Genomic DNA, 11,683 nt, shown 5'->3' on the forward strand with positions numbered 1-11,683 from the left:
CCTTGTAGTCATGCACATTTCCCTCCGCCGTCACCGGAGCCGCACCAGCAACCCCGACGCCCGCAACCACCGCGAAACCCGCAGAAACAGCAAAAACACTCAACCCACCGACAACACGACGAACACCACTCACGGACATCCAGATCCCTCTCGACAACGGGGCAGACAGGCGTCCAGGACAAGCGTCCGTCTGCTTTCGATGCCGTGACGTTATCCCATTGACTGTAAAGTAACTACGCTTTTCGCAGATTTAGTTCATCGGCGACATCGCCGAACTGCAGTAACAGTGGGCTGAACGTCCCGAACCGCACATCTGGATGCGTTCTTACCTGCGCTAAAGACAAAACAGTCGCCCGAAAATAGCGAATTACAAATCTCTGATATCGGCGTCATATTCGATTTCGGGCGTGATGCCAGAAGGTCGCAGGAGCCTCGAAGATCTCTCTCGGCTACAGGCTTGCGGCCAGAGCCAACTCGACCCGAACAGCAACGTCGACGCTCGCGTTCTCACACGAGAGATACAACTCGTGCGCGTCCAGTCGACCTATCGCGACCGCATCGGCGACTACTTCGTTGAGCAGAACTTGAGAGATTCCACCGGAAGCGAGGTCGTGCACGGTACGCAAAGGCGTGGTGATGCGGATGGGCCCGATCTGTTCACACTCGTCGTCCGCGAGCGGCAGTCGGTGCAGTGCCACCTGGCGGGTCGGCGCCGCGAGAGGGTGCGCAACGGAGAGGTGAATGAAGCGAGGTTGCAGGTGCCCGAGGCCATGCAGATCTGCGGCACTGTAGTGCGAGACGGTGGCGCTACCGGCGAACCACGTGCACCACTTCGCAAATTCGTCCAAGGCGGTATGTCTGACGCGTTCGAGGCGAAAAAGCCCGCGGCACTCACATGTCCATGTTCCGGATTCCGTCATTTCTTCCATCAACGCCAGACCGAAACCCAGTTCGGATGCCTGGAGAGCCGTGACAAATCCGCACTGTCGCAGCGCCAGCAGCTCGAGTGATTCGTAGTCCGAAGCCATGACCACCTCCGGTGACCGTCGAAAACGCCGTTTCGAACAGACTACGGGCGAGTGTGTCGCGCATCACAGGAATGAGGAAGTGCGTATTCACAGAGTTCGTTCAGACTCGTCGGGAAGAATCTGGCGAATGACTGTCGCAGCGAACAACCCTCGTCCGCGCAACCGAGTGCTCATCATCCTTCTCGTGGTGATCGCCGTACTCGTCGCGGCGCTCGTCGGTGGAGAACTGTACGTACGCAACCAGGTGAAGACCTGCATGGCCGATCAGTTCCAGAGCGAACTGGGATCCCAGGTCGACGTCGGGTTGAGCTGGAAGCCCGTACTCCTGCAGGCAGTCGACAAGAAGGTGCCGTACATCAGCATCGACAGTGACGACTCTTCGTTCGGCCCCGCAACGGGAATGCAGGTTCACGCGAAGGTGAACGACATCAACTTGCAGCCCTCGGCGGGCAACAGCGGCACCATCGGCAGCTCCAGCGCCGACGTCACCTGGTCTACCGCAGGCATTCTCGCCACCTTGCAGGAACAGACCTTCGGCGGGCTCGTCTCCGGCGTCACCGCCGACTCGAGCGCCGGAACACTCGCGTTCGACGTCGGTCCGGTCGGGCTCGCGAAGCTCACGGTCAAGCCCACCGTCACCAACGGTGTGGTCGACGTCCAGACCGTCGGCGCCGAGATTCTCGGATTGGGTCTGCCGACCGATCTGGTCGACGGCATCGTCCAGACACTCACCGACAGCCTGCAGACCTACCCGCTGGACATGAAGCCCACGAAGCTGACCGTCACCGACGACGCTATCCAGATCTCGTTGGAGGGCGGCGCTTACGCCATGCCCGTCGCCGACGCGAACAACCAGAACACCTCGGCGGTTCCGGACAGCTGCGGCCTGCTGACCTAGTCGGCCAGACCGTCCAATACTGCTCGACTTCCGGATAGTCCGAGGCGGGTGGCGCCGGCCGCGATCATGTCGAGCGCTGCCTGCGTCGTACGTATTCCGCCACTGGCCTTGACTCCCACGCCCGGGCCGACCGTCTGCGCCATCAGTGCGACGGCCTCGACCGTCGCTCCACCCGCGGGGTGGAAGCCGGTGGAGGTCTTGACGAAGTTCGCTCCGGCACGCACAGCTGCGCGGCAACATTCGACGATGGCCTCGTCGGACAGCGCTGCGGTTTCGAGGATCACTTTGAGGATCGCACTCTCCCCCATCGCCTCGCGGACGGTGAGGATATCGGCCAACACCGCGCTGTAGTCGCCGGCGACCGCCGCTCCTACGTCGATGACCATGTCGATCTCGGCTGCGCCTTGATCGACGGCCAGTCGCGCTTCAGCACCCTTGACCAGCGAATGATGCTTCCCCGACGGGAATCCGACGACGGCCGCCGTCACAAGTCCCTCGGCGCGAATCGGCAACATCGACGGCGAGACACAGACAGCCAGCACACCGAGGCTGCGTGCTTCGTCGATCAGGGCGGTCACATCGGCCGCGGTGGCTTCGGGTTTGAGGAGAGTGTGGTCCACCATCGCGGCAACCTGGGAACGAGTGAGTGCAGCTTCAGACATGTTGGAAAGCTTGGCACACCACCACGCGACCGTCGCTGCAGCCGCACCTGAGAGACTAGGCCGCATGACCGCTGCACCATCGATCGATGATCGTCGCTATGTTCTGTCCCTCGGCTGCCCCGACACCACGGGCATCGTCGCACGCATCTCGACCTTTCTCACCGACGTCGGTGGATGGATCGTGGAGGCCGCATACCACGCCGATGCCGACACCGGATGGTTCTTCACGCGTCAGGCGGTCCGTGCATCGTCGGTGAGTATGAGCATCGACGAGCTTCGTGAACGGTTCAAAGCTGTTGCGGCCGAGATCGGTCCGGAAACCGAGTGGACTCTTCACGACTCCGGCGCACCCAAGAAGATCGTGTTGCTCGTGAGCAAGGAAGGTCACTGCTTGCATGACCTCCTTGGCCGCGCCGCGGGCGGGGAACTCCCCGCAGAAATCAGCGCCGTCATCGGAAACCACGAAGATCTGCGCAGTGTCACCGAGCGCCACGGGATCGACTTCCACCATGTTCCGTTCGCCAAGGACCCGGCAGAACGGGGACCGTCCTTCGAGAAGGTCCGCGCCCTGGTCGACGCTCACAATCCCGACGCCGTGGTTCTTGCCCGATTCATGCAGGTGCTGCCCGAATCACTGTGCGAGCACTGGGCCGGGCGCGCGATCAACATTCACCACAGCTTCTTGCCGTCGTTCATCGGTGCCCGCCCCTATCACCAGGCGTTCGCCCGCGGCGTGAAGTTGATCGGCGCCACCTGCCACTACGTGACCGCCGAACTCGATGCCGGTCCGATCATCGAGCAGGACGTGATCCGTGTGGACCACGCCGACGATGTCGCCGACATGGTCCGTCAGGGTCGAGACATCGAAAAGCTCGTGCTCTCCCGCGGACTGCGCTGGCACCTCGAGGATCGTGTGCTGGTCCACGGGCGCAAGACGGTCGTCTTCAGCTAAGGCTGATCAGCAGGCAAGAGGGCAAGGACCTCCGGTACCGGCCGGAGATGTGCGGCCAGAATTTCGAGAGCCTTGTCTGCATCGGATTCGTCCAGCGCCGCAACCAAGGCGCGGTGCTGGGCATTGATCGTGTCGAGGCGGTGCGGTCCCACGTTGAGTGCGCGCACCGCAACTCTCTGCTGCCGTGACCGCAGCGACTCGTAGAGTTCGGTCAGTACCGAGTTCTGAGCAGCTCTGACCATCGCAAGATGGAACTGCCGGTCGAGACCGGAAACCTCGAACCAATCACGTTCGCGCCCTGCTGCTTCCATCGGTTCGATCAGCTCGATCATCGACGTCGGTGCGCCGAAGCCTCGGGCGCACAGCACAGTCACCGCGTGACCCTCGATCAGTTGCCGGCTCTGGTAGACCTCTTCGAGCTCTCGGGCCGTCACCGTTCGTACCTGCGCACCCTTGCGCGGCAGGAGGGTGATGAACTTTTCGGCGGCGAGCCGATGGAATGCCTCTCTGACCGGTGTTCGGGACACTCCCATGGTTCCGGAGACCCACAGCTCGTCCAGGAATCGGCCGCCCTCGATCGATCCACGAATGATCTCGTCCCGCAACCAGACGTAGACACGGTCGCGTGCCGGCCCCTGGGCGGCTGACGGGTCGGCAGTTGCCGGTGTCGACATCACAATCCCTTCGCACTGGCGTCCGCCGGGTTGACGAACTTGTAACAAATTCATCATACCGACTCTGGACACACCAAGTATTCACTGTGTATACATGACGTATACGACAGCTGTGCGGGTCGTCACACCGATCAGATCAGTCGTAAAATCCCTACTGCCAAGGAGCCCACCAGCATGTTCAGCACTCCCGCCGACCGCCGTCACGCGATCTGGCTGTCCGATCCAAGCTTTGCCGCAGCAGAAATTGCGCGTGGGCTCGGCTACGGCGCGGCGATCCTCGACATCGAACACGGGTCGTTCGACCTTGCCGACCTCGAGCGATTCATCCCCTTCCTTCGCGGCCTGGAAATGGAGGTTCTCGCGAAAGTACTGGGACCCGAGCGCGGACCCATTCAGCAGGCTCTCGACTTCGGCGCCACTGCCGTTGTCATTCCGCACATCGAAAATGCTTCCCATGCAAAGGAAGTCACTGCGTTCGCCAAATTCCCACCGCTAGGCGACCGTAGTTTCGCCGGCGGGCGCACGACCAACTACGGCGGTTTCACCGACGACTGGGTCCGTCGCCAGGACACCTTCACCCGTTGCTACCCGATGATCGAGGACGCCGGAGCAATCGAGAACATCGCAGACATCCTGGCACTGGACACCGTCGACGGCGTCTTCGTGGGCCCGTCTGATCTTTCGCTGCGCCGAGAACGCGGTGCATACGCACGTAACGAGGGCGATTTTGCCGACCTCGCTATCGTTGCCGCAGCGGCAGCCGAAGCAGGCAAGCCGTGGGTACTGCCGGCGTGGAGCGTGGAAGAGAAAGAATTTGCCGTCCGACACGGCGCTGATCAGATGGCGTTGATCATGCAGCACGGTGCCCTCGCTGCCGGCTTTGCCGGACCGCTCGATCAGATCACTCGGATTCGGGAGTCTCGATGACAACACAAACCTCGGAACCCGGCTCGTCACCGATAAAGGCGGCCGTCCCGCCGAAGATCGGCCGTGCCCGTTGGGGTATCGCCGGAGTTCTCGGCGTCGGCATGTTCGTCAACTACATCGACCGCGTGAACCTCTCCATTGCCGCACCGGAGATCATGCGCGACTTCGACATCAGCGCTTCGCAAATGGGAATGGTCTCGTCCGCGTTCCTGTGGACGTACGCCATGCTCCAGATGCCGATCGGTTCGTTCATCGACCGCATCGGCGTGCGGTGGGTCAATCGAGCTGCCGCGTTTCTCTGGGCCGTGGCGTCGTTCGCCTCCGCTGCGGCAGGTGGACTGGGAATGCTCCTGGTCGCCCGACTCGTCCTCGGTGTCGGCGAAGCGCCTACTGTCCCGGCCGGCTGGAAAGCAATCGGCCAATGGTTCCCGAAGCAGGAGCGCGGGACCGCGACTTCCATCTTCGACGGGTGCGCCAAGATCTCGAACGTGATCGGCATCCCGATCATGGCGTTCTTGGTCACGACGTTCAGCTGGCACGCGGCCTTCATCTTCACCGGCATCCTCTCCGTGGCCTACCTCGCGATTTGGTGGCTGCTGTATCTGACGCCCAAAGAGGCACTGGCGAAAGGTCGGCTGAGCCAAGCGGAGTTCGACTACATCCGCGAGGGCGGCGCCGAAGACGAGGACGCAGAAACCAGCGGTTCGCTCAATGGTTTGGGCTACCTCCTGCGGCGACGCAAGACTTGGGGACTCGCACTCGGGTACGCGTCCTATACGTACGCCTACTACGTGCTCTTGACCTGGCTCCCCGCCTACTTGGAGAAGAGTTTCGGGGTCAACCTCCTCAAGGGCGGCATCTACACGATGATCCCGTGGCTCGTCGCCGTGATCGCACAGTTCCTCATCGCCGGCATCCTGATGGACAGGTGGTTGGCCAAAACGGGTGACGTCACCAAGGTCCGCCGTACGGTCCTCGTGGTCAGCCTCCTGGCATCACTTGCTGTCACGGGAGCGGCATACGCGGGATCGATCGCAGTCGCCCTGATCTTCCTCTCGATCGGAGCCGCAGGACTGGCAGTGTCGGTCCCCGCAGGTTCGTCCATCGTGGCGCTCATCGCGCCGGAGGGATACACCGGGTCGCTCGGCGGCATCGTCAATTTCGTGGCGAATCTGCTCGGAATCGCGGCGCCCATCGTGACCGGCATGGTGGTCGACGCCACCGGTTCGTTCGCCGGCGCGTTCATCGCGACCGGTGCGGTACTCATCGGCGGAATCTTCTGTTACACCGTGGTGCTCGGCAAGATCGAGAGAATGCCGGCGCCCCAAGCCCAGAAAGGCACAACCACATGGTCGACGTAGCAATCGCACAGTACGCCCCAGGACTCGACAAGCAGTCGAATCTCGAGCAACTCACGAAACTGGCAAGCGAAGCGGCGGAATCCGGTGCTCGCATCGTGGTCGCTCCCGAGTACGCGATGTTCACGGCGCCGAGCATGGACTCACGTTTCGTCTTGACCGCCGAGTCGCTCGACGGCGAATTCGTCTCAGCGCTGGCAGACCTCGCAACAACTCTCGGCATTCACATCGTCGCCGGGATCAACGAGGCAGTTACGGGCTCCGACAAGATCTCGAACACCTTGGTCGCCCTGGCCCCGAAACTCGGTGTCGTTGCGATCTACCGCAAGCTGCACCTGTACGACGCTTTCGGTTACAAGGAATCGGACGTCGTCCGTGCCGGTGAGATTCACGACCCCGAAACCTTTGTCGTGGAAGACGTCCGGTTCGGTCTTCAGACTTGCTACGACCTTCGCTTCCCGGAAACGACACGACGGATCGTCGATGCAGGCGCCGACGTTCTCCTCCTCCCGGCAGAGTGGGTGCCCGGTCCGTTGAAGGAAGATCACTGGACAACTCTCGTCCGCGCCCGCGCGATCGAGAACACGATCTACGTCGCGGCGGCCGACCAATGCGCACCGGCGGGATCAGGCGCGAGCATGATTGTGGATCCGATGGGCGTCATCGTCGCATCTCTGGGAGAACGCGTGGGTATGGCGACTGCAACCGTCTCCCTCGAACGAATCGCGGAGGTTCGGATGAAGAATCCGGCTCTCGAACTACGCAGATTCGGAGTCACCGCGCGCTAGAGATTGCGCAGTCGCACGATTTCCTTGTCGAACTCGTCGATGTTCTCGATCGACGACATGTGACCGACGCCCGGCAACACGATCAACCGTTCGAGGTTGCCGGCGTCGTCGAGGACCTGCGCAAGCTTGCGCGCATGGACCGGCGGAGTGAGCCGATCGAGCGAACCGACGAGCACGGTGGTCGGCACTTCGAGATTGTCGAGTCCCTCGTGAATGTCGAGGGTGCTCAGCGCTGCTCCCCAACCTCCACGGATGCGGGGCTTGCACTCACGAACGATGTTCTCGCAGAACTGAATCTCGGCCTTGGTCGCGTTCGGTGACATCGAGACGTACTGGATCGCCTTCGTCATGGCGCCCGAGGAGACGAACGGAACGGGCGAACTGAGGATGGCGCGGCCCACGGGGACCGGCACGCGAGGGAAACGATTGGGCAGTGGGATGACCGTGGTCTCGGCGATCAACCTTTCGCTCGCGGTGCTCGCGAGCATGACCGCCGACGCGTACTTCTTGACCTCGTCGGGGTGACGACCTGCCCAGGCGATGATGCTCATCCCGCCCATGCTGTGACCGACGATGACGGCCTTCTTGTCCTCGCGAACCGTGGCCGCCAGCACTGCAGAGAGATCGTCGGCAAGGACGTCCGGGCCGAGCGGAAGATTGCCGACGGTGCTGCGGCCGTGACCGCGCTGATCGTAGGTGATGACGCGATATTCGCCGGCAAGCGCATTGACCTGCGGGTACCAGAATTCGGTGGAGCACGTCCAGCCGTGACTGAGAACGATCGGATCGCCGTCGACGGGACCGTAAGCCCGGACATTGATGATCGCACCGTCGTCGGTGGTCAGTTCGCTGATGTCAGCTTTGAGAGTCGGAGTCTTCAGGAGTGCATTGGGCTCGACGTCGCTCGAAAGAGTCAACCCACGCGTGGATCGCCGATGACGGATCCCAGCGACGGCCGCGACGAGTGCTCCCACTCCGACGGCGCCTGCCAGTACTCGAAGCTCTGTGGTGCGCGAACGACTGGACATGCATTTACCCCTGACTGCTGCTGACGACAGACGGATGCAATCTATGTGTGACTGCCGTTAACCGACACTATCACTCGAACAACGCCCGTTGTCAGCGTTGGAGAGAAGAGTGGGGCAGCACACCATGAGCCGGGAACCACGGCTCGGAATGAGCGGGAGTGCGGCAAACTACCAGCGAGAACCGCCGTGCTGAATGTCGTCCACCCGCGGGCGAACGTCGACGAGATACACGCACACTGCAACGACCGCGATGATGCCCAGGAGCCCGACAGGGGACGTCGCCAAGAGGATCAACGCCGCGACGATCAGAATTCCCAGCCAGATCGGCTTGGTCAATTTGTTGACCGCGGTGAAAGCGTCAGGACGCTGCCTGACGGCATGAACGATCGCGTAGACAGCACCCACCAATGCGAGCACTTTGAGTGCGAGAAAGATCAGACCGACTAGCCCATCGACTTGAGTCACAACTACATCCTAAGTTCTCATCCGGTTCCCGACGAACACGAAGGCTCCCACACTCGGCTGAGCGCGGGAGCCTTCGTCAGGTGGAGCTGGGCAAATCAGGCCTTCTTGGCCGGAGCAGCCTTCTTGGCCGGAGCCGGTGCGGTGGCCTTGGCCGGAGCAGCCTTGGCGGGTGCAGCCTTGGCCGGAGCGGCCTTCTTCGCGGCGGTGGTCGCGCGCTCCTGGACGTCGGAAGCAGCAGCAGTCACGCGAGCGGCAGCTTCCTTGGAAGCCTCGTCAGCCTGGTCACCGAGGTCGAGGACCTTCAGTGCAGCCTCGTCGCCTGCGTCGGCGATCTTCTCACCGGCGTCAGAGATCTTCTCGCCGACCTCTTCTGCGGTGTCGGAGATGCGTCCGGCAGCGCGGCCGGCCAGCTTGGCAGCCTGCTCGCCTACGGCGCGCGTCTGACGAGCAACGGTTCCGAGTGCGTCTTCGGTCAGCTCGACGGCGTCGCCGAGTGCCGACTCTGCAGCAGCGATGCCTTCTTCGACTGCGGGCTGCTTGCGGATGCGCTCGACTGCGTCTTCGCCACGTTCTGCGAGGGAGTTGTACAGATCTCCGGCAACCTTGAGGTATGCCTCGGCGACCTTGCGGAGTTCCTCGGGTGAGAACTTCTCGCGCAGCTCGGCGAGCTCTTCGGGCAGCTCGGACGGCAGGCCGGCGAGACGCTCGCGCAGCGCATCGACGCTCTCGGCAACGTCACCCTGGACGGAAGCGAGCTTCTCGCGAGCACCGTCGACACGGCCGTTGACATCGCCCTGGGTGTTCTCGGCGCGCTCACGAACCTGAGCAACTACATCGGCCACGGCCTGGACAACCAGGTCGCCTGCGCCGACGGCGGCGTAGAGCGAGGTCTTGACGCTGTCGATGGCGTTCTTGTCAGTCATCTTGTTCTCCTAGTGAAGTCTCGGTGTCTGGAATTGCGGCCGATTCAGCGAAATCGGGCGCTGCGGCTGGTCGTGACGACTCGTTCTCGCGACAGAACGAGTCGTAGATTTCGAGCAGTACTTGCTTCTGCCGTTCGTTGATGGCCGTCTCGGCCAACACCGCGTCCCTGATGGGACTGTGCGGGCGTTGCTCGAGATATCCCGCTTGGACGTACAGCACTTCTGATGAGACTCGAAGGCCCTTGGCGATTTGCGCCAGTACGTCCGCCGACGGTTTGCGCAATCCGCGTTCGATCTGACTCAGATACGGATTGCTGACGCCGGCGAGTTGAGCGAGTTGGCGCATCGAAACTTGGGCGGCTTCCCGCTGTGCACGAATGAACCCCCCGATGTCGTGTGCCGCAGAGCTGACGACGCGAGCTGCCAAGTCGCTTGCTCCGGCTGCGGCACCGGATGATTCACGATCTCCGTCATCGGAGTTCGTCGACTTCGCTGGCATTGCGTCCTCCCTTTCCAGTGGACATTTCCCAGAATAGGAGAGGGTGCTAACTATTGCAAGCACTACTGCTAGCACTCGTGGTGGACGTCACATACCGGACAGCTCAGCCGAAGATGAGCGTCGAAATCGTGTAGATCAGCAGCCCGGCGATCGAGCCGACAACGGTGCCGTTGATACGGATGAACTGAAGATCTCGACCGACCTGCAACTCGATCTTCTGGCTCGCCTCGTCGGCGTCCCACCTCTCGACGGTGTCACTGATGACTCCAGTGATCTCGTCGGTGTAGTTCTCCGCGATGTACTTGGTGCCCTGCACCAGCCAGCCGTCGACCTTCTCACGCATGGACTCGTCGTCACGCAGCCTGACTCCGAAGCCGGCCACGTTCTCGGCGACCTTGGTCCGCAGGGTGCTGTTCGGATCGTCGACGGACTCCATGATGAGCCGCTTGGCAACCTGCCATGTCGACGACGCCAGACCCGTCACTTCCTCGCGACCCATGATCTCGGCCTTGATCCCCTCGGCCTTCTTGATGGTCTCCGGGTCGTTCTGCAGATCATCGGCGAAGTCGATCAGGAAGCGGTTGGCGGCGAGGCGTACCTCGTGTTCGGGGTTGGAACGGACCTTCCAGGTGAACTCGACGAGTTCCTTGTATATCTTCTCCCCCAGCATGGCGTCGACGAACTTCGGCGACCACGCGGGCGAATCGCGAACGATCACACGATCGATCGTCTCCTGGCTGCCGAGAGCCCACTGATGTGCCCGCTCGGCAAGCAATTCGATGATCGGCAGTTGCTTGTTGTCCTTGAGAAGTTCACCGAGCACTCGGCCGATCGGCGGTCCCCACATGGGCTCGGCCAGACGCTTCACGATCGTGTTGTCGATGATCTGGGCGATGTCCTCGTCGCGAAGAACCTCGACCATGCCGCGCAAGACCGTCGACGTCTCGGCGGCGACGCGAGCGGCGTTGGCAGGTTCGGCCATCCACGTGCCGAGCCGCAGCGGAATCTGCGCCTGCTGCACCTTGGCCGACACAACCTCGGGAGCCAGGAAGTTTTGACCGACGAATGAGCTCAGGCTGGCTCCGAGCTGGTCTTTCTTACGCTTGATGATGGCAGTGTGCGGGATGGGAAGGCCCATCGGATGACGGAAGAGCGCGGTGACGGCAAACCAGTCGGCAAGCGCGCCGACCATGCCTGCCTCGGACGCGGCCCGGACGTACCCGACCCACTCTCCGGCGCCGCGGGATTCCTGCCACCGGCAGAAGATGTAGACCACCGTCGCGAAGCCCAGAAGGCCAGTAGCGAAGACCTTCATCTTGCGAAGGTCCCGACGCTTGGCGGCGTCGTCGAAGGCGGAGAGGCTCAGTTGCTGCACCCTCGCCATTGTGCCGAAAGGTGTGACGCGGCGTAGCGCGAGCGACACGAAGTCCGATTCTGCAGGACCTAATCCCCCGAACTGCGGATGTGAGTGCCCGAGATAA

Annotated in this window: 13 protein-coding genes; 5 read left to right on the forward strand and 8 right to left on the reverse strand. The window is 62.2% G+C overall.

The window, feature by feature from the left end:
- Nucleotides 1-449 precede the first annotated feature (449 nt).
- On the reverse strand, nucleotides 450-1,028 hold the full coding sequence (locus ACYP01_RS00285) for a type IV toxin-antitoxin system AbiEi family antitoxin domain-containing protein (RefSeq protein WP_003941523.1): 579 nt from the start codon (nucleotides 1,026-1,028) through the stop codon (nucleotides 450-452).
- 127 nt (nucleotides 1,029-1,155) lie between these two features.
- On the opposite strand from ACYP01_RS00285, the gene ACYP01_RS00290 reads away from it, so the two are divergent.
- Nucleotides 1,156-1,926 (forward strand): LmeA family phospholipid-binding protein, encoded by a 771-nt coding sequence (locus tag ACYP01_RS00290; protein WP_007735358.1) that lies wholly within the window; start codon nucleotides 1,156-1,158, stop codon nucleotides 1,924-1,926.
- Here the strand turns inward: ACYP01_RS00290 and deoC are convergent.
- On the reverse strand, nucleotides 1,923-2,588 hold the full coding sequence (gene deoC / locus ACYP01_RS00295; RefSeq protein WP_047268935.1) for a deoxyribose-phosphate aldolase: 666 nt from the start codon (nucleotides 2,586-2,588) through the stop codon (nucleotides 1,923-1,925). The genes ACYP01_RS00290 and deoC overlap by 4 nt on opposite strands.
- 64 nt (nucleotides 2,589-2,652) lie before the next feature.
- Here deoC and purU point away from each other — a divergent pair, with 64 nt between their 5' ends.
- Nucleotides 2,653-3,540, forward strand: coding sequence for a formyltetrahydrofolate deformylase (purU, locus tag ACYP01_RS00300; RefSeq protein ID WP_003941509.1), 888 nt, complete (start codon nucleotides 2,653-2,655; stop codon nucleotides 3,538-3,540).
- Here the strand turns inward: purU and ACYP01_RS00305 are convergent.
- Nucleotides 3,537-4,214, reverse strand: a complete 678-nt coding sequence (locus tag ACYP01_RS00305) for a GntR family transcriptional regulator (RefSeq protein ID WP_050793986.1) — start codon at nucleotides 4,212-4,214, stop codon at nucleotides 3,537-3,539. The two genes, purU and ACYP01_RS00305, sit on opposite strands and share 4 nt — an antisense overlap.
- A gap of 174 nt (nucleotides 4,215-4,388) precedes the next feature.
- On the opposite strand from ACYP01_RS00305, the gene ACYP01_RS00310 reads away from it, so the two are divergent.
- The 3 genes from ACYP01_RS00310 to ACYP01_RS00320 are packed head-to-tail and all read left to right on the forward strand — an operon-like array spanning nucleotide 4,389 to nucleotide 7,287.
- Nucleotides 4,389-5,141: an HpcH/HpaI aldolase family protein gene (locus tag ACYP01_RS00310; protein WP_459678100.1), complete on the forward strand. Its 753-nt coding sequence runs from the start codon at nucleotides 4,389-4,391 to the stop codon at nucleotides 5,139-5,141.
- A complete protein-coding gene (locus ACYP01_RS00315) occupies nucleotides 5,138-6,502 on the forward strand; it encodes an MFS transporter (RefSeq protein WP_003941494.1) in 1,365 nt (454 codons plus the stop codon). The genes ACYP01_RS00310 and ACYP01_RS00315 overlap by 4 nt, the downstream gene beginning before the upstream one ends.
- Entirely contained in the window at nucleotides 6,490-7,287 is a 798-nt protein-coding gene (locus ACYP01_RS00320) for a carbon-nitrogen hydrolase family protein (RefSeq protein WP_003941519.1), read from the forward strand. The genes ACYP01_RS00315 and ACYP01_RS00320 overlap by 13 nt, the downstream gene beginning before the upstream one ends.
- Here the strand turns inward: ACYP01_RS00320 and ACYP01_RS00325 are convergent.
- From ACYP01_RS00325 to ACYP01_RS00345, 5 genes are all read right to left on the reverse strand, one after another.
- Nucleotides 7,284-8,315 (reverse strand): alpha/beta fold hydrolase, encoded by a 1,032-nt coding sequence (locus tag ACYP01_RS00325; protein ID WP_021333908.1) that lies wholly within the window; start codon nucleotides 8,313-8,315, stop codon nucleotides 7,284-7,286. The two genes, ACYP01_RS00320 and ACYP01_RS00325, sit on opposite strands and share 4 nt — an antisense overlap.
- Nucleotides 8,316-8,483: 168 nt before the next feature.
- On the reverse strand, nucleotides 8,484-8,780 hold the full coding sequence (locus ACYP01_RS00330; RefSeq protein ID WP_003941505.1) for a DUF2516 family protein: 297 nt from the start codon (nucleotides 8,778-8,780) through the stop codon (nucleotides 8,484-8,486).
- A 95-nt stretch (nucleotides 8,781-8,875) separates the two neighbouring features.
- Nucleotides 8,876-9,703 carry a heparin-binding hemagglutinin gene (locus ACYP01_RS00335; protein WP_003941552.1) on the reverse strand — a complete coding sequence of 276 codons (828 nt, stop codon included), beginning with the start codon at nucleotides 9,701-9,703 and terminating at the stop codon, nucleotides 8,876-8,878.
- On the reverse strand, nucleotides 9,696-10,202 hold the full coding sequence (locus tag ACYP01_RS00340; protein ID WP_003941483.1) for a helix-turn-helix domain-containing protein: 507 nt from the start codon (nucleotides 10,200-10,202) through the stop codon (nucleotides 9,696-9,698). Before ACYP01_RS00340 ends, ACYP01_RS00335 begins: the two co-directional genes overlap by 8 nt.
- A gap of 103 nt (nucleotides 10,203-10,305) precedes the next feature.
- Nucleotides 10,306-11,586, reverse strand: a complete 1,281-nt coding sequence (locus ACYP01_RS00345; protein ID WP_020968906.1) for a DUF445 domain-containing protein — start codon at nucleotides 11,584-11,586, stop codon at nucleotides 10,306-10,308.
- Between the last annotated feature and the right edge of the window lie 97 nt (nucleotides 11,587-11,683).

This window comes from Rhodococcus sp. no. 34, from assembly GCF_054589475.1.

Coding starts and splice junctions, on each gene's coding strand:
- ACYP01_RS00325 (WP_021333908.1), bottom strand. CDS start 8,315: ATGTCCAGTCGTTCGCGCACCACAGAGCTTCGAGTACTGGCAGGCGCC.
- ACYP01_RS00340 (WP_003941483.1), bottom strand. CDS start 10,202: ATGCCAGCGAAGTCGACGAACTCCGATGACGGAGATCGTGAATCATCC.
- ACYP01_RS00320 (WP_003941519.1), top strand. CDS start 6,490: ATGGTCGACGTAGCAATCGCACAGTACGCCCCAGGACTCGACAAGCAG.
- ACYP01_RS00285 (WP_003941523.1), bottom strand. CDS start 1,028: ATGGCTTCGGACTACGAATCACTCGAGCTGCTGGCGCTGCGACAGTGC.
- deoC (WP_047268935.1), bottom strand. CDS start 2,588: ATGTCTGAAGCTGCACTCACTCGTTCCCAGGTTGCCGCGATGGTGGAC.
- ACYP01_RS00345 (WP_020968906.1), bottom strand. CDS start 11,586: ATGGCGAGGGTGCAGCAACTGAGCCTCTCCGCCTTCGACGACGCCGCC.
- ACYP01_RS00335 (WP_003941552.1), bottom strand. CDS start 9,703: ATGACTGACAAGAACGCCATCGACAGCGTCAAGACCTCGCTCTACGCC.
- ACYP01_RS00305 (WP_050793986.1), bottom strand. CDS start 4,214: ATGTCGACACCGGCAACTGCCGACCCGTCAGCCGCCCAGGGGCCGGCA.
- ACYP01_RS00315 (WP_003941494.1), top strand. CDS start 5,138: ATGACAACACAAACCTCGGAACCCGGCTCGTCACCGATAAAGGCGGCC.
- ACYP01_RS00310 (WP_459678100.1), top strand. CDS start 4,389: ATGTTCAGCACTCCCGCCGACCGCCGTCACGCGATCTGGCTGTCCGAT.
- purU (WP_003941509.1), top strand. CDS start 2,653: ATGACCGCTGCACCATCGATCGATGATCGTCGCTATGTTCTGTCCCTC.
- ACYP01_RS00290 (WP_007735358.1), top strand. CDS start 1,156: ATGACTGTCGCAGCGAACAACCCTCGTCCGCGCAACCGAGTGCTCATC.